Annotated in this window: 24 protein-coding genes; 8 read left to right on the forward strand and 16 right to left on the reverse strand. The window is 65.1% G+C overall.

Annotated features, from left to right (window positions below; translation table 11 throughout):
• The first annotated feature begins 431 nt into the window (after positions 1–431).
• Positions 432–1,421, forward strand: coding sequence for an Lnb N-terminal periplasmic domain-containing protein (locus ACVOLQ_RS13640; RefSeq protein WP_481528387.1), 990 nt, complete (start codon positions 432–434; stop codon positions 1,419–1,421).
• Entirely contained in the window at positions 1,418–3,379 is a 1,962-nt protein-coding gene (locus tag ACVOLQ_RS13645; RefSeq protein ID WP_481528363.1) for an esterase/lipase family protein, read from the forward strand. Before ACVOLQ_RS13640 ends, ACVOLQ_RS13645 begins: the two co-directional genes overlap by 4 nt.
• Before the next feature lie 117 nt (positions 3,380–3,496).
• Here ACVOLQ_RS13645 and ACVOLQ_RS13650 read toward each other — a convergent pair whose 3' ends face one another.
• On the reverse strand, positions 3,497–4,858 hold the full coding sequence (locus tag ACVOLQ_RS13650; RefSeq protein ID WP_481528364.1) for an MFS transporter: 1,362 nt from the start codon (positions 4,856–4,858) through the stop codon (positions 3,497–3,499).
• 74 nt (positions 4,859–4,932) lie between these two features.
• On the opposite strand from ACVOLQ_RS13650, the gene soxR reads away from it, so the two are divergent.
• Positions 4,933–5,367, forward strand: a complete 435-nt coding sequence (soxR, locus tag ACVOLQ_RS13655; protein ID WP_313493190.1) for a redox-sensitive transcriptional activator SoxR — start codon at positions 4,933–4,935, stop codon at positions 5,365–5,367.
• A 90-nt stretch (positions 5,368–5,457) separates the two neighbouring features.
• Here soxR and ACVOLQ_RS13660 read toward each other — a convergent pair whose 3' ends face one another.
• From ACVOLQ_RS13660 to ACVOLQ_RS13680, 5 genes are all read right to left on the reverse strand, one after another.
• Positions 5,458–5,865, reverse strand: a complete 408-nt coding sequence (locus tag ACVOLQ_RS13660; RefSeq protein WP_313170312.1) for a hypothetical protein — start codon at positions 5,863–5,865, stop codon at positions 5,458–5,460.
• Positions 5,866–5,947: 82 nt separating this feature from the next.
• The gene (locus ACVOLQ_RS13665; protein WP_481528365.1) at positions 5,948–7,357 is read right to left on the reverse strand and encodes a phosphatase domain-containing putative toxin; all 1,410 of its coding nucleotides are present in this window, start codon (positions 7,355–7,357) and stop codon (positions 5,948–5,950) included.
• Positions 7,358–7,620: 263 nt separating this feature from the next.
• Positions 7,621–8,082 (reverse strand): DUF4426 domain-containing protein, encoded by a 462-nt coding sequence (locus tag ACVOLQ_RS13670; RefSeq protein WP_481528366.1) that lies wholly within the window; start codon positions 8,080–8,082, stop codon positions 7,621–7,623.
• Positions 8,083–8,258: 176 nt separating this feature from the next.
• Positions 8,259–9,116: a pyrroline-5-carboxylate reductase gene (gene proC / locus ACVOLQ_RS13675; protein ID WP_481528367.1), complete on the reverse strand. Its 858-nt coding sequence runs from the start codon at positions 9,114–9,116 to the stop codon at positions 8,259–8,261.
• Positions 9,117–9,135: 19 nt separating this feature from the next.
• Positions 9,136–9,807 (reverse strand): YggS family pyridoxal phosphate-dependent enzyme, encoded by a 672-nt coding sequence (locus ACVOLQ_RS13680; protein WP_481528368.1) that lies wholly within the window; start codon positions 9,805–9,807, stop codon positions 9,136–9,138.
• Between the two features lie 86 nt (positions 9,808–9,893).
• On the opposite strand from ACVOLQ_RS13680, the gene ACVOLQ_RS13685 reads away from it, so the two are divergent.
• Positions 9,894–10,931, forward strand: a complete 1,038-nt coding sequence (locus tag ACVOLQ_RS13685) for a type IV pilus twitching motility protein PilT (protein ID WP_313170321.1) — start codon at positions 9,894–9,896, stop codon at positions 10,929–10,931.
• Between the two features lie 128 nt (positions 10,932–11,059).
• Positions 11,060–12,190: a PilT/PilU family type 4a pilus ATPase gene (locus ACVOLQ_RS13690; protein WP_313170323.1), complete on the forward strand. Its 1,131-nt coding sequence runs from the start codon at positions 11,060–11,062 to the stop codon at positions 12,188–12,190.
• A 418-nt stretch (positions 12,191–12,608) separates the two neighbouring features.
• On the opposite strand, the gene ACVOLQ_RS13695 is transcribed toward ACVOLQ_RS13690, so the two are convergent.
• The gene (locus ACVOLQ_RS13695) at positions 12,609–13,145 is read right to left on the reverse strand and encodes a DNA-3-methyladenine glycosylase I (RefSeq protein ID WP_313170327.1); all 537 of its coding nucleotides are present in this window, start codon (positions 13,143–13,145) and stop codon (positions 12,609–12,611) included.
• Between the two features lie 77 nt (positions 13,146–13,222).
• Here ACVOLQ_RS13695 and ACVOLQ_RS13700 point away from each other — a divergent pair, with 77 nt between their 5' ends.
• The 3 genes from ACVOLQ_RS13700 to ACVOLQ_RS13710 are packed head-to-tail and all read left to right on the forward strand — an operon-like array spanning position 13,223 to position 15,217.
• Positions 13,223–13,789, forward strand: coding sequence for a YqgE/AlgH family protein (locus tag ACVOLQ_RS13700; RefSeq protein WP_313170329.1), 567 nt, complete (start codon positions 13,223–13,225; stop codon positions 13,787–13,789).
• Complete coding sequence (ruvX, locus tag ACVOLQ_RS13705; RefSeq protein ID WP_481528369.1) at positions 13,782–14,249, forward strand: Holliday junction resolvase RuvX; 468 nt, start codon at positions 13,782–13,784, stop codon at positions 14,247–14,249. The genes ACVOLQ_RS13700 and ruvX overlap by 8 nt, the downstream gene beginning before the upstream one ends.
• Positions 14,250–14,266: 17 nt before the next feature.
• A complete protein-coding gene (locus tag ACVOLQ_RS13710) occupies positions 14,267–15,217 on the forward strand; it encodes an aspartate carbamoyltransferase catalytic subunit (RefSeq protein ID WP_481528370.1) in 951 nt (316 codons plus the stop codon).
• 221 nt (positions 15,218–15,438) lie between these two features.
• Here ACVOLQ_RS13710 and ACVOLQ_RS13715 read toward each other — a convergent pair whose 3' ends face one another.
• The 9 genes from ACVOLQ_RS13715 to hpf all read right to left on the reverse strand — a co-directional run bounded on the left by ACVOLQ_RS13715 (position 15,439) and on the right by hpf (position 22,432).
• Entirely contained in the window at positions 15,439–15,702 is a 264-nt protein-coding gene (locus ACVOLQ_RS13715; protein WP_481528371.1) for a hypothetical protein, read from the reverse strand.
• A gap of 116 nt (positions 15,703–15,818) precedes the next feature.
• The gene (mgtE, locus tag ACVOLQ_RS13720; RefSeq protein ID WP_303749141.1) at positions 15,819–17,180 is read right to left on the reverse strand and encodes a magnesium transporter; all 1,362 of its coding nucleotides are present in this window, start codon (positions 17,178–17,180) and stop codon (positions 15,819–15,821) included.
• Positions 17,181–17,296: 116 nt separating this feature from the next.
• The gene (gene ptsP, locus ACVOLQ_RS13725) at positions 17,297–19,015 is read right to left on the reverse strand and encodes a phosphoenolpyruvate--protein phosphotransferase (protein ID WP_481528372.1); all 1,719 of its coding nucleotides are present in this window, start codon (positions 19,013–19,015) and stop codon (positions 17,297–17,299) included.
• A gap of 49 nt (positions 19,016–19,064) precedes the next feature.
• A complete protein-coding gene (locus tag ACVOLQ_RS13730; RefSeq protein ID WP_481528373.1) occupies positions 19,065–19,334 on the reverse strand; it encodes an HPr family phosphocarrier protein in 270 nt (89 codons plus the stop codon).
• Complete coding sequence (locus tag ACVOLQ_RS13735) at positions 19,327–19,719, reverse strand: PTS sugar transporter subunit IIA (RefSeq protein ID WP_313170341.1); 393 nt, start codon at positions 19,717–19,719, stop codon at positions 19,327–19,329. Before ACVOLQ_RS13735 ends, ACVOLQ_RS13730 begins: the two co-directional genes overlap by 8 nt.
• A 98-nt stretch (positions 19,720–19,817) precedes the next feature.
• Positions 19,818–20,696, reverse strand: coding sequence for an RNase adapter RapZ (gene rapZ, locus ACVOLQ_RS13740; RefSeq protein WP_481528374.1), 879 nt, complete (start codon positions 20,694–20,696; stop codon positions 19,818–19,820).
• Positions 20,693–21,643 (reverse strand): HPr(Ser) kinase/phosphatase, encoded by a 951-nt coding sequence (gene hprK / locus ACVOLQ_RS13745; RefSeq protein WP_313170345.1) that lies wholly within the window; start codon positions 21,641–21,643, stop codon positions 20,693–20,695. The genes rapZ and hprK overlap by 4 nt, the downstream gene beginning before the upstream one ends.
• Entirely contained in the window at positions 21,640–22,092 is a 453-nt protein-coding gene (locus ACVOLQ_RS13750) for a PTS sugar transporter subunit IIA (RefSeq protein WP_481528375.1), read from the reverse strand. Before ACVOLQ_RS13750 ends, hprK begins: the two co-directional genes overlap by 4 nt.
• 25 nt (positions 22,093–22,117) lie before the next feature.
• Positions 22,118–22,432 carry a ribosome hibernation-promoting factor, HPF/YfiA family gene (hpf, locus tag ACVOLQ_RS13755; RefSeq protein ID WP_057628895.1) on the reverse strand — a complete coding sequence of 105 codons (315 nt, stop codon included), beginning with the start codon at positions 22,430–22,432 and terminating at the stop codon, positions 22,118–22,120.
• Between the last annotated feature and the right edge of the window lie 40 nt (positions 22,433–22,472).

Below are 22,472 nucleotides of genomic sequence, written 5' to 3' on the forward strand. Positions count from 1 at the left end.
CCGAGCCGCGGACGCGGCGCGGGCTCCCCCACCCCAGCCGCGCCCCCCCCGCCCCCCCCCCCCCCCCCCCCCCCCCCCGCTCCCCCAAACCGGGAGGTTGGGGCTGGTGGTCGTGCGAGCTCATGTGCCAGCGGCCCCGGGTGCGCTGCGCTTACCCGGGCTACGGGGCTACGGGGTTATCTGCTTGTTCGTCTGGCCGGCCGTCTAAATGAACGGCTTTGCGCTTCAGTTGGCTTTTTGATTGTTTCACTCCGCTTTCCACGTCCGGCAGGCTATCTTTGCCGCGGGTCGCTGGCGGCCCATTCAGTTCGCGGTGGTTCCGGCTGGGCGCGGTGCGCTTGCGGGGCCGTTGGGTCTTTCAGGAGAGTGAAGTGGTGAATGTAGGGAAGCGGCGTCTGCTCAGTGTGGTGCGTGGCGTCGGTCGGGTCCTGTTGGCGTTGCTGTGCCTGTGCATCGGTATCTGGGGCGGGTTCGCGCTGTGGTATCAGTTCCCCGGCAATGTGGTGGCCAAGGTCGTGGCGATCCTGGTCTGGTGCGTGCCCAGTATCTGGGCGATCCGCGCGGGCTTCGGGCCGGTGCGGCGCTGGCATTCGCTGGCGGTGTTTGGGGCGCTGTTCGCGGTGATGCTGATCTGGTGGGCGACGATCGACCCGCGGCAGGACCGGGCCTGGGCCGATGACGTGGCGCAGCCGCTGCATGCACGCATCGAGGGCGACCGCCTGATCATCGACAACGTGCGCAACTTCCATTGGCGCAGCAAGACCGACTACGACGTGCGCTGGGAGGCGCGCGAATACGATCTGTCGCAGGTGCAATCGGTGGACATGATCCTGTCCTACTGGATGGGGCCGGCCATTGCCCACACCCTGGTTTCCTTCGGCTTTGCCGACGGCCGCCAGCTGGTGTTCTCGCTGGAAATCCGCAAGGAGCAGGGCGAGTCGTTCTCGGCGCTGGGGGGCTTCTTCCGCAAGTTCGAGTCGGTGCTGGTGGCCTCGGATGAGCGCGACATCGTGTTGACGCGCAGCAATGTGCGTGGCGAGGATGTCTATCTGTACCGCCTGCATGGGCTGAGCCCGGACAAAATGCGCGATCTGCTGCGTTTCTACGTGGACCGCGCGCAGCAGCTGGAACAGGCGCCGCGTTTCTACAACACGCTGACCAGCAACTGCACCACGGTGGTGTTCGAGCTGATGCGTCGCATCCAGCCCAAGCTGCCGCTGGATTACCGCTTGCTGGCCTCCGGCTATCTGGCCGAGTATGCCGAGGATGTCGGCGGGCTGACCCCGGGGGTGCCGCTGGCCCAGTTGCGGCAAGCCGGGCGCATCACCCAGCGTGCCCGTGACGCAGGCGATGTAGCTGATTTTTCTTCCCGGATACGCGCTGGCGTGCCCGGCATTCCCGCCCCAGGAACTGACCCATGACCCACACCCCGCAGACATGGATACGCCGGCTGGTGCCGGTAGTCGCGGTACTGGCGCTGCTGCTGTCCAGCGGTTGCGCGATGGTGAAGATGAAGTCGGTGAGCAATACCGACTATGTAATGCAGAAACGTGGCGACATCCTCAGCACCGGCAAGCTCAGTGCCTTGTCGCAGGAGTCGCTGTCGGTGATTGGTTTGACCGACAGTGATTGCAGCAAGGACCTGCCCGCTTGCCGGCAGACGGTCACCACCAATGACGGCCTGCAGTCCGAGCAGCGCCTGTCCACGCTGGCCGAGCTGTGGATGCAGGAAGCCTTGGCGCTCACCCCCAAGGCCAAGGGCAATGAGCCCATCGAGTTGCCGCCGGCGGCCTTGAATGCCTGGCTGGAAACCGCGCGCTATTCCTATCTGTACCTGTTCTTCAGCGGTCGCAGCCCGGCGCAACGCGCTCTGGAAGATCGACTGACCCAGGTGCGGGATTACTACAACTACGCCACCGAGCAGGCCGCTTCGGTGGTGTTCCAGCGCACCCGCGCGCGCGCGCTGGAAGGCGAGGACATCAACCTGCCGGTGCAGGTGGATGACTGGACCATCAGTTCGCAGTTCGACGGGCTCAAGCTTGAAGGTGTGCCCAAGCAACTGGTAGCGGCGTCCTCGGTGAGCTTTGCTGGCCTGCGTAGCTCGTATCGCCGCGATGGCTTTGGTGCCGAGCTGGTGGCGATGATGGAAGCACCAACGCTGGCGCAGGCGCTGGAAGTGGAGGAGCGCAACCAGCAGCTGCCGGTCTACAGCGAGATGCCGGCGATCAATGCCACCGCTGTGCTGAACTTCAGCGGCAACACCTTGGAAGAGGTACTGGCTACCCGCCATGTGCAGCTGCAGGCCTATTCGCCCGACCTCACCAGCATCCAGATGCATGGCCAGGAAGTGCCGTTGGCGGCCAATTTCACCGCCGCCTATGGTCTGTGGCTTGCCCAGTCCGGGTTTGCCACCGAGTCACTGCGCACCTTGTTTGGCCGTGGTGAAGGCATCCGCGAGCCGCATATCTACCTGATGCAGCCCTACGATCCAAACAAGCGCATCATCTTCATGTTGCACGGCCTGGCCAGCAGCCCGGAGGCCTGGGTGAACCTGGCCAACGAGATCATGGGCGACGAGGAAATGCGCGAGCATTACCAGGTGTGGTCGGTGTACTACCCGACCAATGCGCCGATCGCCTTGAACCGCTACACCATCAGCAAGGCCTTCAACAGCACGCTGCATCACTTCGACCCCAAGGGCACGGCGCCGGCATCGCATGACATGGTGTTCATTGGACACAGCATGGGCGGCGTGATCGCGCGCCTGATGCTCAGCGACTCCGGCGAGGTGCTGTGGGACAACACCCGCAGGCGTTACAACCTGCAAGGCGAGCGTTTGGCGCGGGTGGAAGCCAAGCTCGGGCCGGTGCTGCACTTCACCCCGCAGCCGAACGTGGAGCGGGCGATCTTCCTGGCCTCACCGCACAAGGGCACGGATGCGGCCGGCAACCGGCTGGGCCGTTTGATCGGCAGGCTGGTGCGCTTGCCGCTGACGATTCTGGGTGCCTTTGGAGACGCCTTCATGGCGCTGCAGGACCCGGGTGAAACCGATGGCAAGAAGCCCAAGGAACCGGTGATCACCAACAGCATCGAGAACCTGAAGGCCAGCGATCCCTTCATCGAGGCGTCCTCGGCACTGCCGATCCAGCCGGGCCTGAAGTACCACTCCATCATCGCCAAGCGCAAAGCCGAGGTACCGACCGCCGAGTCCGATGATGGGCTGGTGCCGTACTGGAGCGCGCATCTGGATGGCGCGCTGTCGGAGAAGGTGATCGTGTCCGGCCACAGCGTGCAGGAAACGCCGGAAGCGGTGCTGGAAGTGCGCCGCATCCTGCGCAAGGATCTGCTGGAAGTGGAAGGCGTGGACGCTGCGCACTGAAACATTGCCGGGCTGCAGGGTGCAGCCCGCGCGTGTCCGCGCTTGCCTTGTCCAATGCTGCTTGGCCTGCGCCGAGCGGCTGAGGTGGCTCAGCCGATGTCGCTCAGCAGGCGTTGCTCAAGCAATCCGGCGCCCGACCACGGTTGCCAATCCGGCCAACAGCAGCGTCACCACGAAGCACAGCAGGTAGCCGCTGGTTTCATTGCCGCCAACGGTTGCGGCGAACAGCGAGCCGGAGATCGCCAGCGTGGAGGCGACCGCGATGCCTTCGCTCAGCTGCAGGGCCGAGCTGTTGGCACCTTGCTCGTGCGGTGCCGACAGCGACAAGGTCAGCACGGACAGGCTGGGGTAGATCAGGCCCATGCCCAGCCCGGTCAATGCCCAGCCCGCGAGCGCCAGCATCAAGGGCACGCCCGGGTACAGGGTAAGCACGCTCACCAGCAGACCGGCCAGCATCAACCAGGTGCCGGCCTGCAGCATGTGCGTGCGTCGCCAGCCGAAGTGCTGGTGGCCTTGCAGCCATGAGCCGGAGAACCAGCCCAGCGCGCCCAGGCTGAGCGCCGCGCCGGCCCACAGCGGCGACAGGTCGCGCTCGCGCTGCAGCAGCAGTGGCAGGAAGGCTTCGGTGCCAAAGAAGGCCGAGGCGGCAATGCCGCGCAAGGCAATCACGCTGGGCAGGCCGCGGCGCAGCAGCAGGGTGCCGCCCGGCAGCAGATGGCGGGCGCAGAAGATCAGTGCAGCCACCGCCGCTGCCATCACCGCCAACGCCTGCATGCCTTGCAGCTGTCCGCCGACATACAGCAACAGCGCGGCCAGCGCCGTGCCTATCGCCCAGCGCACCACCGGCCGCCGCTCGAGATCACGGCGGATGCTGGTGTGGGTGCTGCGCAGTGCCGGCAACAGCAGCCAGGCCGCCGGCAAGGCCAGCACCGGCACGATGAGGAAGACCCAGCGCCAGCTCAGGTGTTGCACGATCAGCCCGCTCAGGCCGGGGCCGATCAGCGAAGGCACCACCCAGCCAGCAGAGAAGGCGGCGAACACCTTGGGCCGCAGCGCTTCCGGATAAGTGCGCGCGACCAGCACATACAGCGACACCGAAATCGCGCCGATGCCGACGCCCTGCAGCAGGCGGCCGACGATCAATACGTCCATGCGCGGCGCCAGACCGGCCAGCAGCAGACCAACCAGGAAGCTGCCCAGGCCCAGCCACAACGGCCGCGCCGGGCCTTGCTGGTCGCACATGCGGCCGGCCAGGGTCATGCCGATCACGCTGGTGGCCAATGCGCCGCCGAAGGCCAGCGCGTACAGGCGCAGGCCATCCAATGCTTCAGCCACGCTGGGCATCGCGGCCGCCACGGCCAGCGCCTCGAAGGCGATCAGCGAGATCAGCGCGACCATACCGAAGGTGGTGGCGCGGTATTGTGGGGCGAGGATGGAGCTGCTGGCCGGTGCTGCTGGCGCGATGCTTGAAGAACTCATGATGCGACGTTGCTGCTTGAGTTGCGGCTGGGGGGCGTGCAGCATCACACCTCAACCATGGTTCAGGTCAAGTGATGTCCACGCGGGAACTGAGTGTAGGGGAAGTCGCAAGGCGCAGCGGGGTCGCGGTGTCGGCCTTGCACTTCTATGAGCGCAAGGGGCTGATCCAGAGCCAGCGCACCGCTGGCAACCAGCGGCGCTTCCAGAGTGATGTGCTGCGGCGTTTGGCACTGATCCAGGCCGCACAGCGTGTGGGCATGCCGCTGCAGGCAGTGGCCGAGCGTCTGGCGGAATTGCCGGAAGGACGCGCGCCGAGCAAGGCCGATTGGGCGCGGATGTCGGCGCGCTGGCGCAAGGAACTGGACGAGCGCATCGCAACGCTCCAGTTCATGCGTGACCAGCTCAGCGATTGCATCGGCTGTGGCTGCCTGTCGCTGAAGCGCTGTGGCCTGCTGAATCCGCAGGATGTGCTGGGCCAGCAAGGCGAGGGTCCGCAACGCGTGGGCTAGCGTTGCGCGACCGGATCGGCAAGCTGCCGGGTATCGGACGACACGCCAGCAGCGGTTGCTGCCCGGGCCACAGTGCGTGGCCCGGATGGATCAGATTTCCGCTTCGATCAGCGGCATCGCCAGGCGCGAGCGGGTCAGTGCCATGCCGAGGTTGGCGGTGCGGCGGCAGACGAACACCATCACATAGTCGGGGTAGCGCTTGCCGCGCATGAAGATGTGGATCAGGTTCTCGCTGTTGACGATGATTTCCTGGAAATAGTGCGCGCCTTCCTGCTCTTCCAGGCCGCGTGCACGGCGGAACATCTGCTCGATGCTGCGGATGTTCGGGCCCTGGTACAGGTCGGCAGTGGCGGCGGCGACCAGGTCCAGCACTTCGCGCGGGTGCGAATCCACGGTGCGTACCGACAGCAACATACCGGAGCTGATATCGACGTAGCCGGCGGCCACGCATTCGGGAATGGAGGCAACGGATTGCTGCAGGGTGGTGTCGAGCGACATGGGGGAATCCTTGCGGAAGGGGGAGAAAAGGAAAAGCGATGCCCGCAGGCCGCAATGCGACCCGGCATCACTCAGGGTTTGATCAGTCGCAGGCGCGGATCAGCAGGTTTTCTTCCAGCGCATGCAGCAGGTCTTCCTGCTCCTGCGACTGCACGAAGCCCGGGTCCAGCGTGCGCAGGCGGCGCAGCGCTTCATCGGCGGTGAGCCCTTCGCGGATCAGCCACGCGGCCAGCACCATGCCGGTGCGGCCGAGACCGGCCAGGCAGTGCACGGCGACGACTTCGCCTTCGCGCAGCATCACCTCGATCTTGGCGAGCAGCAGCTTGGCCCACAACAGCGGCGGTGCACCGCGGTCAACGATGCCCAGGTGATAGCTGCGCAGCCCGTAGGGAGCCAGCCGCTCGGCCGGCATCTCGCGTTCGGTCAGGTTGACCAGCACGGTGACGCCCATGCCACGCAGCAACGCCAGGTCGTGATCGATGGCGAATACCACGCCAGGCATCGGGCAGCCGGCGAGCTTGCCCGGCACCAGCCAGTGGAAGCCATTGGGGCCGCGGCGTGAGGGTGTGGCAGACAGGCTGACCGGTGCGGGTGTCGACATTGGCACAGACGCAGGACGAGGGGCTTCGAGCGCTGGCGTGGAAGGGCGGGGTGGGGACTTTTCAGCGATGAAAACGGGTGCAGGAACGACAACACCTTCAGCCAGTTCCTCGATGCGTGCATCAGGCGCCGGGACATGGCAGCTGCCGGTGCGCAGGAACTGCGCCAGCACCGGGTGTTGGCCACTGTTGGCAAAGAACGCATCCACCGGCGCATCGACCTGTACCTTGCCGCCGGCCAACAGGATCACCCGTGAAGCCAGGCGTCGGGCCTGGCCTTGGTGATGCAGGCTGACCAGGCAGCAGTGTGCAGCGGACAGGCGTTCGATCAGGGTGAGTACCGCTTCGGCCTCGGCCGGCTCCAGCTCGCTGGTGGGTTCGTCGATCAACAGCAGGGCGCTGCCGCTGAAGGCGGCGCGCAGGAGCGCGACCTGCCGGGCCAGCCCGCGCGGAAGGTCGATCACGCGCTGCTGCAGATGGGTGGCCACGGCGCTGGCACCGAGGGCCTGCAAGCGTGCGTCGATCTCTTCGCGAAGCGCCTGCGGTTTGTTGCCCCATTGCGGGCGCAGCGCCGCACTGAGGTTCTCCAGCACGCTGAAGCCCAGTTCGCGGGCGTGTTGCTGCACCAATACGGGGGGCTGCGTCGCGGCCTCCAGCGGAGCCCCCTGGAACAGCAGGCGTCCCCAGCGTTCGCCATGTGCATTGCTCTGGCCGGACAGCGCTTGCAGCAATGACGACTTGCCGGTGCCGCCCGGGCCCATCAGCACGATGATGCCGGTGCCGCCGATGTCCAGGTCAATGGCGGTCAGCACGGTGCGCTGGCCACGGCTCATGCCCCAGCCTTGCAGCTGCAGCAACGGAGAGGGGGAGTTGTCGGCTGGCAAGGACGTCACTTTGGCCGTCGCTGGCCGCATTTCTGGGGCGCGCGCGGAATTGGAAAGGGCGTCAGTATGGTTTGCGACAGAGCCATGTCAATTTGACTTTAAGACGTGCGCGGGCACGACACAGGCGCACTGCAGGCCGCGAAGTGAACATCACGGCAGTGTCATATCGAATTGATTGGGAAAGGAAATGCGGGCTTTTCCCAAGGCGTTTTCTGCCCGGAAATACAGGGCTGAAACTGCAGGTAGGACGATGCTTATTGTTTCAGCGGGATTCAGAAATTTCGTTCGAAGCGAACGTTTCCCGCACCAGCGTCAGCGCTGATCTGCAGGTCCACGCGCAGTTGATCGCGCGGATGCGCGTCGAGTACACCGATCAGATCGGTATAAGGGCCGGTACGCACTGCACGCAGGTCAATCTGTTGGCGTTTGCCGGAGAGATCGGTGGCGATGGCCTGCACCCTGCCATCGGCTGGCAGTTCTTTGCCTTGCGATAGTTGACGCAGGGCAACCACCAGCAGGGCGCGGTCGGCTTCGCGCTGCACCTGGTAGCTGCGGGCGACGGCGTCGTTCATGGCCAGCGTCGGCAGCAGGTTGTAGTGCACGCGCAGCTTGCCGAGGTCTGCATGGCTGGGCTGCGATTGCTGGATGACAGCTGCGCGCGGGGCTTGTTGCGCGGAGCAGGCGGCGAGGGTCAGTAGCAGGGTGGAGGACAGCGTTAGGGCGAACCGGTGCATGGTGGAGCTCCTGGGCTGCGGTGTTTGTTGATGGGTGGGAGGCTTCAAGATTGCTTGGAAGCTACAAGGCTTCGCCTTGCTCCCCTCTCCCCAACCCCTCTCCCGCAAGGGGAGAGGGGCTATTAGAGGCAGATATCTACGAGGGCTCGATCATGCATGCGCGAAAGAAACCTAGATCAATCGTTCGCAGCAGACAGTTCCTTGCCACGCTTCGCTGCGGCATCGATGGCCTTCGCCGTCAGCGCTTCAAAGCCGCCGGCCTGGAAGGTTTCGATGGCTGCCTGGGTGGTGCCGCCCGGCGAGGTGACACGGCGGCGCAGTTCGGCCGGGGCTTCGCCGGCTTCGGTCAGCATGCGCGCGGCGCCGAGCACGGTTTCCAGCACCAGCGTGCGTGCCGCTTCGGCGGGCAGGCCTTGTTCGAGGGCCGCGGCTTCCATCGCCTCGGCCAGCAGGAAGACATAGGCCGGGCCGCTGCCGGAGACCGCGGTCACCGCGTCCATCCGTGCTTCGTCGTCGATCCAGACGGTGCGGCCGGCGCTGGCCAGGAGCTGTTCGGTCTGCGCGCGCTGGGTGGCGGAGACGCGCGGGTTGGCGAACAGGCCGGTGACGCCGGCACCCAACAGGGCAGGGGTGTTGGGCATGGCGCGGACGATGGCCTGATCACCACCCAGCCAGCGTTCGAGCTGCGCGGCGGTGATGCCGGCGGCGATCGAGGTGACTACCGGTTGCTGGCTGGCGGCAATCGGGCTCAGCGCTTCGCAGACGGAGCGCATCACCTGCGGCTTGACCGCCATCAGCCATAGACCGGCATGAGCGGCGGCGGCTTCGGCAGCGTTGTAGGTATGCACGCCGAAGTCCTGCGCCAGTGCCTCACGCAGGGCGGCGACCGGCTCGGCCACATGGATACGGGTAGCCGCCATGCCGCGCCGCAGCAAGCCGGCGATCAGGCTGCGGGCCATGTTGCCGCCGCCGATGAAGGCGATGTCGGTGTCGGGGAGTTGGGTGTCGGGAAGGTCGGCGTGCGGGCTGGTCATCAATCCAATCTCGGTGCGATCAAGGGGAAGGGCGTTGGCCGAACAAGGCGGTGCCGACCCGGACCATGGTCGAGCCGGCGGCGATGGCCTCGGCAAAATCACTGCTCATGCCCATCGAAAGTGTATCGACCTGCGGGTACCGCGCGGCCAGGCCGGCAAACAAGGCCTGCATCCGTGCGAACGCGGCCTGGCGCTTGGCGGTCTCCGGGAAGGGCGCCGGGATCGCCATCAACCCGCGAAGGCACAGCCGGGGTTCGCTGGCGATGGCCTCGGCCAGCCCGGCGACCTGCGGCGGGGCGCAGCCGTGCTTGCTGTCTTCATCGTCGATGTTGACCTGGATCAGCACGTTGAGGGGGGGCAGAGCGGATGGGCGGCCCTTGGCCAGGGCGGTGACCAGCTTGGCCCGGTCCACGGTCTGCACCCAGTCGAAGACCTGGGCGGCCAGTTCGGCCTTGTTGGACTGCAGGTGGCCGATCAGGTGCCATTCCAGGCCCAGTTCGGCCAGCTCGCCTATCTTGGCGGCGGCCTCCTGCACATAGTTTTCACCAAAGGCGCGCTGTCCTTGGGCGGCCAGTGCGGCCACCGCAGCGGCCGGCTGCAGCTTGGAAACGGCCAGCAGGCGGACGGCCCGGGAGGGGCTGGAAGCAGCGTCGATCTGCTGCAGAAGGGTGGCCAAAGACACGGTTTGCAAAACATCAACCTCTTACGTGGGAAGGCTATACTGCCCGCCAGGGGAAACACCTTACAGATACTCGCAACGCAGGGGACAGAGCGCGTATGGATATCGCTGAACTATTGGCGTTCTCGGTCAAGAACAAGGCCTCGGACTTACACCTTTCCGCCGGCCTGCCGCCGATGATCCGCGTGGACGGTGACGTCCGCCGCATCAACATCCCGGCGCTGGACCACAAACAAGTGCACGCGCTGGTGTACGACATCATGTCGGACAAGCAGCGGCGCGATTACGAAGAGTTCCTCGAGGTCGACTTCTCGTTCGAGATTCCCTCGCTGGCACGCTTCCGTGTCAATGCCTTCAACCAGAACCGCGGTGCCGGTGCGGTGTTCCGTACCATTCCCTCGGAAGTGCTGACGCTGGAAGACCTGGCCTGCCCGCCGATCTTCCGTGAGTTGATCGAGCAGCCGCAGGGTTTGATCCTGGTTACCGGCCCGACCGGTTCGGGCAAGTCGACCACGCTGGCGGCGATGATCGACCACATCAACAAGAACGAATACGGCCATATCCTCACCGTCGAGGACCCGATCGAATTCGTGCACACCTCGCAGAAGTGCCTGATCAACCAGCGCGAAGTGCACCGCGACACGCACGGTTTCAACGAAGCCCTGCGCTCGGCCTTGCGTGAAGACCCGGACATCATCCTGGTCGGCGAATTGCGTGACCTGGAAACCATCCGCCTGGCGTTGACCGCGGCGGAAACCGGCCACCTGGTGTTCGGCACCCTGCATACCAGCTCGGCCGCCAAGACCATCGACCGTATCATCGACGTGTTCCCGGCCGGCGAAAAGCCGATGGTGCGCTCGATGCTGTCCGAGTCGCTGCGTGCGGTGATTTCGCAGGCACTGCTCAAGCGCGTGGGCGGTGGCCGTATTGCCTCGCACGAGATCATGGTGGCAACCCCGGCAATCCGTAACCTGATCCGTGAAGACAAGGTGGCGCAGATGTACTCTGCCATCCAGACCGGCCAGCAGGTGGGCATGCAGACCCTGGACCAGAACCTGCAGGATCTGGTCAAGCGCAGCCTGATCACCCGCAACCAGGCCAAGGAATACGCCAAGGACAAGCGTCTGTTCGAGTAAGCAGGGAAGTGGGAATGGAGAGTCGGGAGTCGGTACAGCCGTGGCAGTTCCCGACTCCGTTCCCAGATCGCCGGCTTTGACGATTCCCTATTTGCGATTCCCCATTCCCGGCTCCGAGGGAGCATCCCATGAGCACTATTGATTTCACCTCGTTCCTCAAGCTGATGGCGCACCAGAAGGCGTCCGACCTGTTCATCACCGCCGGCATGCCGCCGTCGATGAAGGTCAACGGCAAGCTGTCGCCGATCACCCAGACACCACTGACGGCGCAGCAAAGCCGCGACATGGTGCTCAACGTGATGACGCCGGCCCAGCGCGAGGAATTCGAAAAAACCCACGAATGCAACTTCGCCATTGGTGTATCCGGCGTCGGTCGTTTCCGTGTCAGCTGCTTCTACCAGCGCAACCAGGTGGGCATGGTGTTGCGTCGCATCGAGACGCGCATTCCCACCGTGGAAGAGCTGAGCCTGCCGCCAGTGATCAAGACGCTGGCAATGACCAAGCGCGGCATCATCCTGTTCGTCGGCGCCACCGGTACCGGCAAGTCGACCTCGCTGGCAGCGATGATCGGCTATCGCAACCAGAACTCGACCGGTCACATCATCACCATCGAGGACCCGATCGAATTCGTGCACAAGCACGAGGGCTGCATCGTCACCCAGCGTGAAGTGGGCATCGATACCGACAGCTGGGAGGCGGCGCTGAAGAACACCCTGCGCCAGGCCCCGGACGTGATCATGATCGGCGAAATCCGTACCCGCGAGGGCATGGATCACGCGGTGGCATTCGCCGAAACCGGTCACCTGGTGCTGGCCACCCTGCACGCCAACAACGCCAACCAGGCGATGGACCGCATCATCAACTTCTTCCCGGAAGACCGGCGCAACCAGTTGCTGATGGACTTGTCGTTGAACCTGAAGGGCGTGGTCGCGCAGCAGCTGGTCCCGACCCCGGACGGCAAGGGCCGCCGCGTGGCGATGGAAATCCTGCTGGGCACGCCGCTGGTGCAGGACTACATCCGTGACGGTGAAGTGCACAAGCTCAAGGAAGTGATGAAGGATTCGGTGCAGCTGGGCATGAAGACCTTCGACCAGAGCCTGTTCGAGCTGTACCAGGCCGGTGAGATCAGCTACGACGACGCTTTGCGTTATGCCGATTCGCAGAACGAGGTGCGCCTGCGCATCAAGTTGTCGCAGGGCGGTGATGCCAAGACCTTGTCGCAGGGTCTGGATGGCGTGGAGATCGCCGAGGTTCGCTGAGTCTGGCGGGTTGGATGATTTGAAAAGCCGCTCCTTTGGGGGCGGTTTTTTTTATGGGTGGGGCAGGGGCGAGGGTAGGGGCAGGATCAGGATCAAGGTCAGGATCAAGATCAACAGCACCCCTCCCGAACCCTCCCCTTCGCTGTGCGAAAGGGAGGGGCCAAGGCCGAGCCAAAGCGAAAGCCAACGCCAACGCCAACGCCAACGCCAACGCCAAAGCCAAAGCCAAAGCCAAAGCCTTGGCGGAGGCCGCTCTTCCCCCTCCCTTTCGCGTAGCGAAGGGGAGGGCCGGGGAGGGGTGCTCTGGCTTTGGCTCTGGCGTTGGCGTTGGCGTTGGCGTTGGCTTTGGCTCTGGCCCTGGCCTTGGCCCTGGCTCTGGCCTTGGCCCTCAGCCCAAGCTCCCGCATACCTCGAAGCTTTACCGCCCCATCCAAGCCGGCCCAATCGCTGCAATCTTCACCATTACCGGGCAATCCTCCCGGTGCGCGCCCGGCAGATAGCCCAGGCTCATCAGGAATTCACCGGTGATCTCGCCGCCAGTAAACCGGAAGGTCTTCTTGAACAGCTTCACCCAGTCGGCCTTGCTCAAGGGGTGATGCGCGTCCAGCCATTGCGCAAAGCCGCCATGGGAAGCGCGCAGGCCCTGGATCACCTGCGCGTTGTGGATTGCCGCAGCCACCTTGAGCCGGTTGCGGATGATGCTGGCATCGGCCAGCAGGCGGGCGATATCCGCCTCGCCATAGGCAGCCACCGCGTCCACATCAAAGCCACTGTAGGCGCTGCGGAAGCCTTCGCGCTTGCGCAGGATGGTTTCCCAACTCAATCCGGCCTGGTTGATTTCCAGCAGCAGGCGCTCGAAAAGCTCGCGTTCATCCCGCTGCGGGAAACCATACTCGTGCTCGTGGTACGGCCCATGTACGGGGTGGCCCGGGGCGAAATCACAGTAGTAGGTCATCGGCATCTCCGCATCAGGGAAGCCTGGATTATCGCCGCTGCGCAGCGGTGGGCGGCCGCAGCCGTTAGAATGCAGACATGTCTGCGCTGTCACCCCCTCTGTCCAACCACCTGCTGGTGGCATTGCCATCACTTGTCGACCCATTGTTCGCCCGCAGTGTGGCCTTGATCTGCCAGCACGATGGCAACGGTGCCATGGGCGTGCTGGTCAACCAGGCCTCCGATTTCACCTTGGGCGACGTGTTCGCGCAGATGGAGATCGATACCGACGATGGCGACCTGCGCGCCGTGCCGGTGCTCAACGGTGGTCCTGTGCACACCGAGCGCGGTTTCGTCATCCATGACGATGCCAGGGCATGGGATTCCAGCCTGAAAGTGGCTGATGGTCTGTATCTCACGACCTCCCGCGACATCCTCGAGGCCATGGCCCGTGGCGACGGTCCGCGCAATGCGCTGGTCACGCTCGGTTGCGCCGGTTGGGGCGAAGGGCAACTGGAGCAGGAGCTGGCGGACAACAGCTGGCTGACCGTGCCGGCCGATGCCACCGTATTGTTTGAAACCCCCTTGGACGAGCGCTGGCAGCTTGCCGGCTCGCGCATCGGTGTCGATCTGTTCCTGGTCACCGGATACAGCGGTCGTGCCTGAGGCCAGCATGCTTTCCACCAGTAGCACGGTGCTGGGCTTCGATGTCGGCTCGCGCCGCATCGGCGTGGCCATCGGCAGTTCGCTGGGTGTCGGCGCGCGCGCCATTGCGGTAGTCGATGTGCACGGCAATGGTCCGGACTGGAACGCGCTGGACCGCCTGCACAAGGAATGGCGGCCACAAGGCATGATCGTCGGCGATCCGCTCACGCTGGAAGGCGAAGACCAGCCCAACCGCAAGCGCGCGCACGCCTTCGCCAGGCAGTTGCAGCAGCGCTACAAGGTGCCGGTACTGCTGGTGGATGAGCGCTCCAGCTCGGTCGAGGCCGCGCAGCGCTTTGCGGTGGAGCGTGCCGAAGGCCGCAAGCGCCGCCGCGATGCCGCCAACCTCGACGCGGTTGCTGCCGCCGTCATCATCGAGCGCTGGTTGTCGGCGCCGCACGAAGCCACCCCTATTTCCTGACTGTCGAAGACCCTGCCATGACCGCTTCGCAACTTGATGCCCAAGGACGCCTGCGCCACCTGCTGACCCTGGATGGGTTGCCGCGTGAGACCCTGCTGCAGCTGCTCGACCGCGCCGGCCAGATCCGCGATGCCGCGGTCGGTCGTATCAACAACAAGCGCGCGGTGCTCGCCGGCACCGGCGTCTGCACGCTGTTCTTCGAACCCTCCACCCGCACCCGCAGCTCGTTCCAGCTGGCGGCGCAGCGGCTGGGGGCGGATGTATTGAATTTCGATGCGTCCACCTCTTCCACGCGCAAGGGCGAAACCGCCTGCGACACGCTGAAGAACCTGGAAGCGATGGGCGTGCGCGGTTTCATCGTGCGCCACCCGGACGATGGCGCGGTGGCTGAACTGGCAGGCGCTGCCGGTGAAGATACGGCCCTGATCAATGCCGGTGATGGCCGCAGCGCGCACCCGACCCAAGGGCTGCTCGACATGCTGACCCTGCGCCAGGCCAAGGGCAGTGATTTCTCCAAGCTCAAAGTGGTGATCGTTGGCGACGTGAAGCATTCGCGCGTGGCCCGTACCGATCTGCAGGCGATGCGCACGCTGGGCGTGGGCGAGATCCGGGTCTGTGGCCCGCAGTCGCTGTTGCCGGAGGATGGAATCCTGGATGGCTGCGTGGTCGGGCAGGATTTCGATGCGATGCTGGAAGGTGCCGACGCGCTGATGATGCTGCGCCTGCAGCGCGAGCGCATGGAAGAAGGTCTGGTGCCGTCGCTGGAGCAGTACCACGCGCAGTATGGTCTCAACAACGAGCGCCTGAAGCGCGCGGCCAAGGACGCAGCGGTGCTGCACCCGGGCCCGATCAACCGCGGCGTGGAAGTCACTGACGAAGTGGCTGATGGCCCGCAGTCGTGGGTGTTGCGCCAGGTTGCCAATGGCGTGGCCGTGCGCATGGCGGTGCTGGAAACCCTGCTGGGTTGAGATTGGTGAGGCTGCGCCGCTGCCTGCCTCCCTTGCGCCGAAGGCGTAGGGGAGGGCTGGGGAGGGGTAGCTCTATGGCTTTCAAGCAGTGTCAGCTTCGCGGCTTACGGCGCTCCCACAAGCCGATGGGGATTGCGTGATGCCCCATTGTAGAGCCGAGCCATGCTCGGCTGGCCTTACCGGGAAAGCCTCTGCCGAGCATGGCTCGGCACTACGCGTGGTTAGCTGCGCGGCGCCATCGCCAGGATTGCCAGCTGCTGCTGCGCTTCTTCATTGCCGGCTGCAGCGGCGGCCTGCACCTGGGCCAGGTCCGGGTGTTGCACTACCAGTAGCGGGTACTCGCATTCGGGGCAGGCGTATTCGGTCTGCTCGTCGTGCAGCTCCATTTCCATCTGCCGTGAGCTGCCTCTCCATTCGCAGGCGGGGCAGTTGTGCACGTCCTCGCGCCAGCCGGTCTGGTAGTAGTCGTTGACGGTGATGGTCATGGGCAGGGCCTAAAAAAAGGCGGGGAAGTGTAGCCCGGGTAAGCGTGAGCGCACCCGGGAGTTCTTCGCGGAAAGCCCCGGGTGTGCTGGCGCTTACCCGGGCCACGGTGTCGCGATCAGTGCAGCAGCACCAGCGTGGCAAGGCCGAGGAAGGTGAAAAAGCCCATCGAATCGGTCACTGCGGTCAGGAAGATGCCGCTGGCCAGGGCCGGGTCGAAACCCAGCCGCTTCAGCGTCAGCGGCACCAGCACGCCGGCCGATGCGGCAAACAGCAGGTTGAAGGTCAATGCGATGGCGATCACCAGCGACAGCCCTGGCATGTGGAACCACGCCAATACGATCAGGCCGAGCACCGTGCCGAGTACGACGCCGTTGAGCAGGGCCACACGCAGCTCTTTCCACAACAGGGTGCGGGCGTTGGAGGCGCCCACCTGGCCGAGTGCGAGGCCACGGATCATCAGCGCCAGCACCTGGGTGCCGGCATTGCCGCCGAGGCCGGCGACGATCGGCATCAGCACGGCCAGCGCCACCAGCTTGTCGATGGTGCCTTCGAAATGACCGACCACGCTGGAGGCGAGGAAGGCCGTGCACAGGTTGACCGACAGCCACATCAGGCGCCGTCGCATGGCGCGCCAGACCGGGCTGAACAGGTCTTCGTCCTCGTCCAGACCGGCCGCGCCCAGGGCCTGGTGATCGGCTTGGCCGCGGATGATGTCGACCACGTCATCGATGGTGATGCGGCCGATCAGGATGTTGTTGTCATCCACCACCGGTGCCGAGACCCAGTCATGGTCGGAGAATTGGCGGGCTACTTCGTCGGCGCTTTCGCCGACATCGATGGCCGGCTGTTCGTCGTCGATCAGGCGGTTGATCGGGGTGGTGTCTTCGTGGGTGACCAACGAGGCCAGTGACAACCGGCCCAGGTACTGGTGGCGACGGCTGACCACGAACAGGTGATCGGTGTGGTCGGGAAGCTCGCCACGCAGGCGCAGGTAGCGCAGCACCACGTCGACGTTGACGTCGGCGCGTACGGTGACCACGTCCGGATTCATCAAGCGGCCGGCGGTGTCTTCCGGATAGGACAGCACCTGCTCGAGCCGCTCGCGGTTCTCGCGGTCCATCGACTTGAGCACTTCGTCGATGACGGTGTCGGGCAGGTCCTCGACCAGGTCGGCAAGGTCGTCGATGTCCAGGTCTTCGACCGCGGCGATGATTTCGTCCGCGTCCATGTCGGCCAGCAGGCTTTCGCGCACGTCTTCACCGACATGCACCAGCACCTCGCCGTCGTCCTCGGCATCGACCAGGCCCCACACCACTTCGCGCTTGCCCGGTGGCAGCGATTCGAGCAGGTTGCCGATCTCGGCCGGCGACAAGGTGTTGACCAGGCGGCGCACCGGCCCCAGGCGGCCGCTGTCCAGTGCATCGGAAAGCAGGCGCAGCTGGCGTGCAGTCTTGTCGTGGCGTACGGCTTCGGCCATGCGCAGCTCCCGGTATGGTGATGGCCGCTGTCCGTGGCGGCAGGCGCCATCGGCGTGTTTAGCCCGCCATTATCACGTGCGATGCGCGGGCTTGCATATAATCGGTGTTACCGGAATCAGTTTCCGGCGACGCCGGCGATCCAGCGTTCAATGCCGCGGCGGTCGCGTGCAGCCAACAACTGCGGGGCCTGCAGGCGCAATGCGCTCAGGTCCACCTCACGGATGGCGCGTCGCACCTCCAGCAAGGTGGCCGGGTGCAGGCTGAACTCGGTCAGGCCCAAGGCTAGCAGCAAGGCTGTCATATGCGCGTCACCGGCCATTTCACCGCAGACCGCGACCGGCGTGTCATGCCGCTGCGCGGTGTCGATCACCTGCCACAGCAACCGCAGCACCGCCGGATGCAGCGGCGAGTACAACTCGGCCACGGCGTCGTTGTTGCGATCGGCGGCCAGCAGGTACTGGACCAGGTCATTGGTGCCTATCGACAGGAAGTCGACCTGGTCGATGAAGGTCTCCAGCGCGATCGCCGCTGCAGGAACCTCGATCATCGCCCCGACCGGGATGTTCTCGGCCACTTCGTGGCCGTCATTGCGCAGGGTCGCGGCCAGCCGCGACAGTCGCCGACGCACGGCCATGATTTCCTCACGGGTGGTCAGCATCGGCACCAGGATGCGCAGCGGGCCGTAGCCGGAGGCACGCAGGATCGCCCGCAACTGGGTGTCGGAGACCTTGGGCCGGGCCAGCGACAGGCGTACGCCACGCAGGCCCAGCGCCGGGTTTTCTTCGCTGCTGAGTACCAGACCGGTGCGATCGGCCTTGTCCGCGCCCAGGTCCAGGGTGCGGATGGTGACCGGGCGGCCGCTCATGCCCAGCACGGTGTCGCGGTAGACGCGGAACTGTTCTTCTTCGTCAGGCAGCTGGTTGCGCTGCATGAACAGGAATTCGGTGCGGTACAGGCCCAAGCCGCGGGCACCCAGTGCATGTGCCTGGGCGACGTCGTCATGCGATTCGGCATTGGCCAGCAAGGTGATTTCCACGCCATCCAGGGTGCGCGTGGGCTTTGCCCGCAGGCGGCCGAGTTCGCGTTGTTCGCGGGCCAGCTCGCGTTGGCGCTCGCGGTACTGGCGCAGCTCGCTCGGGCCCGGGTCGACCACGATCTCGCCGCTGCCGCCATCCAGGATCAGCACGTCGCCATCGCTGACTTTCTGCAATACCGCGCTGGCGGCCACCACCAACGGCATGTGCAGGCTGCGGGCGAGGATGGCGCTGTGCGAGAGCACGCTGCCAGCGCTGCTGACGATGCCGACCACGCCTTGCGATTGCAGCTGCGCCAGTTCCGAGGGAGCAACGTTCTCGCAGACCAGGATTTCGCCGGCCAGGCCCTTCATGGTGGTGTTGCGCTTGTGCAGGAAGGACTGGATGCGGCCGATCACGTGGTCCAGGTCGTCCATCCGGCTTTTCAGGTAGGCATCTTCCATGCCTTCGAATACCTGCGCCAGGCGGTCGCGCTGGATGCGCAGCGCATGGCTGGCGCTGTAACGCTTGCTGCGCACCAGCTCGTCCAAGGCGGTCAGCAGTTCGGGGTCGTCCAGCAACATGGCGTGCAGGTCGAGGAATTCGCCGACTTCCGCCGGCAAGGCGCCCTGCAGGCGGGTACGCAGTTCACGCATTTCCTGGCGCGCGGCATCGGTGGCGCGGTGCAGGCGTTCCAGTTCGTGCTCGACCGCGGCGGCGGCGACACGCTTTTCACCAATATCCTGCACGTGCGGCAGGCGGACGCGGGCACGGCCCAGCGCGGTGCCACGGGAAGCAGGCAGGCCCAGTAAACGGGTCACCGCTGCCGGCTCCACGCAAGGGCTGCACCAGCGGGCGCGGCCTGCGCCATCAGTTGTCCTCGTCGAAACGGCGCTCGAACAGGGCGGTGACGGCCTCCAGCGCGGCAGCCTCGTCCTCGCCATCCACGCGTACCGTGACCGGCGTGCCTTGTGCGGCAGCCAGCAACATCACGCCCATGATGCTCTTGGCGTTGACCTCGCGGCCCTTGGCCACCAGCGTGGCATTGGCGCGGAAGGCCGACAGCACCTGCACCAGTTTGGCGGTGGCGCGGGCATGCAGGCCCAGCCGGTTGGAAACAATGAGTTCTTGTTCAAGCATCGTCGGTGATGACTCCGTTGCGAGCGCCCGCCGCCGCAGTGGCGGGCAGTTGGTCCAATCCCTGTTCCGGATAGTTCATTACCCGCAGCAACATCGCCAGACTCAATCCCGATACACGCCGGGTCGGGGTGCCCAGGCGGGCCAGCTTGCCGGCAAGATTGCTCGGGCTGGCGCCATACAGATCGGTCAGTATCAACACGCCACCTTCGCCTTCCACCCGCCGCATCGCCGCCGAGGCGGCGGGCAGCAGGGCATCCAGGTCGGCGTCGAAAGGCACTTCGAACGCTTCTGTCTTCAGCGGCAGTTGCCGCAACAAGGCGGTCGTCACTTCCAGCAGGGAAGTGCCGACACCGGTATGAGTTACTAGGAGAATGCCGCAGGTCATCCCTGAACGTTAACAGGTCAGGCCAAGTCCGCGATAGCGCTTAAATCTGTCTTCTGTGTGCCATTCAGGGCATGCGCGGTGATTGCGCAGGCGCGTGTTCAATCCTGCTCGCGATGGAAGGTGGCCACGTCCTGCCAGCCCTGCTCGCGGGCATGCCGGGCCAGTCGTTCGGCCAGATAGACCGAGCGGTGTTTGCCGCCGGTGCAGCCAAAGGCCACGGTGACATAGCTGCGGGTCTCGCTGCCGAGCTTGGGCAGCCAGGTGTCGAGCAGGTCCTGCAGCTGGCTGACGTAGCGCACCACCTCGGGCTGGGCGTCCAGGTATTCGCGGACTTCGCGGTCGCGCCCGGTCAGTGAGCGCAGTTCCGGGTCCCAATGCGGATTAGGCAGCACCCGCGCATCGAACACGAAATCCGCCTCGGCCGGTACGCCGCGCTTGTAGGCAAAGGATTCGAACAGCAGCGACAGCTTGCTCTCGTGGCTGAGCGCGAAATCGGTGATGACCCGGCGTCGCAGCTGGTGCACGTTGAGGCGGGTGGTGTCGATCACCGCATCGGCCTCGCGGCGCAGCGGCGCGGTCAACTCGCGCTCGCGGCTGATGGCCTCGGGCAGGGACAGGCCCAGATGGCTGAGCGGATGGCGGCGGCGGGTATCGGCATAGCGCGCCAGCAGGGTGTCGTCATCGGCTTCGAAGAACAGCAGGCGTGCTTCAATGCCGTAGTCCAGCGCGGTCTTGCGCCAGGCCGCCAGTTGGCTCAGGTCGCTGCGGCCGCGTACGTCGATGCCGACAACCAGTCGCTGCGGTCGGTTTTCCTCGCGTTCGCCGAGCACGCCGCGCACGAACTCCGGCAGCAGGTTGACCGGGATGTTGTCCGAACAGTAGTAGTCCAGGTCTTCAAAGGTCTTCAACGCCACCGATTTGCCCGAACCGGACAGGCCGCTGACGATGATCAATACCGATGCAGGGTGTGAACTCATGGACTACGTTGCTCCAGCAGGTTGCTATGGCGGGCGATGAACATCGCCGCCGGATCGATGCCCTTGGTGCGCAGGATGTGCAGGCGGGTGGCGGCCTCGGTCAGCACCGCGAGGTTGCGACCAGGCATCACCGGCAGGGTGATCAGCGGCACGTCCAGGTCCAGTACGTGGCGTTTGCCCGAATCGCCGGTCAAGCGCTCATAGCCATAACTGCTGGGTTCGGTCATCGGCTTGGTCAGGTGGACGATGAGGCGAAGGTACTTGTTCTTCTTTACAGACGTGTCACCGAACATCTGGCGCACGTTCAGCACGCCCAGCCCGCGGACCTCCAGCAGGTCCTGCAGCAGTTCGGGGCAGGTGCCATCGAGCACGTCGGGGGCGATCTGGGTGAATTCGGGGGCGTCGTCGGCGACCAGCCGATGACCGCGAGAGAGCAGCTCCAGCGCCAGTTCGCTCTTGCCCGAGCCGGCCTCGCCGGTGATCAGCACGCCAATGGAGTAGATCTCCATGAATACGCCATGCAGGATGACCCGTGGCGCCAGCGTGCGGGCCAGGTGGTAGCTGAGGTGGTTGAGTAGTTCGTGGCCGCGGCGCGGCGATACCCACAACGGGGTCTGCGATTCGTCCGCGGCCGAGCGCAGGTCCTCCGGGCAGCCATGGCTTTTGGTGATGACCAGCGCCAGCGGTCGCGCCTGGATGATGCGCTCGATCACTTCCCAGCGCTGGCGTGCGTCCAGTGAATCCAGCCAGGTCAGTTCCTCGGTGCCGAGGATCTGCACTTTGTTCGGGTAGATGGTGTTGAGGTAGCCGGCCAGCGAGGGCCGCCGCGAGACGGTATTGCCCGCCTCCAGTTCGCGTTGCGCACCGGCATGGCCGGCAACCCAGCGCAGGTCGAGTTTCTCGCGCTGCTGGTCGAAGAGTTCCTGGGCGGTGATGCTGGTATTCATCCGCTGCGCGCCTGTTGCGGGTTGATGATGATGTTCCTGAGGGCCTGTGCGTCGGGGGCCACGCGCAGTGCCTGGCGGATGTCGGCGTCGGAAAAGATCTCCGCCAGCTCGGACAGCAGCATCAGGTGTTGATGGGTGTAATGGGCGGGCACGGCCATCGCGAAGACCAGGTCCACCGGTTCATCGCCGCCGAAATCGACGGGCTCCTGCAGACGGAGCAGGGCGCCGCGGGGTTCCTGCAAGGTGTCCGAGCGTCCGTGGGGAATGGCGATGCCATGGCCAATGGCGGTGCTGCCGACGCTCTCGCGTTCGCGCAGGCTCAGGAACAGGCTGTCCGCGCCGGCCTCGCGGCAGGCAAGCAGGCGGGAGGCGGCAATCAGGGTGCTGTCACGATCAGCGGCCGCAAGTACCTGGGTACTCACGGCCGCCATCAGGTCGGTCAACGGCATGTTGGCTTACGGCTGGGTATAAAGATCAGCCATTGTCGCGCAGAGCATGCGATGCGTGGGGAAGATGCTTTTCCTTGTGCTTTATGACCAGTCGGTCGAGCTTGTCGGCCAAGACGTCGATGGCTGCGTACATGGTGGTTGCAGCGGCATCGGCGTGCAGGGTGCGCCCGGGTAGATTCACCGTGGCGACGACGAGGTAGTCAGGCTTGCGGGTGGACAACTGGACGCGGACTTCGCAGTGCTGGTCGAAGTGCCGACCCAGCCGTTCCAGCTTTGTTTCCACGTATTCCTTCAGGGCAGGCGTGACTTCAACTTGCTGGCCATACGTCTCGATACGCATCGGATTCCTCCTGTGGTTCGGGGTTGCCTAGATGAACCCT

This window comes from Stenotrophomonas sp. STEN031 (assembly GCF_056759975.1).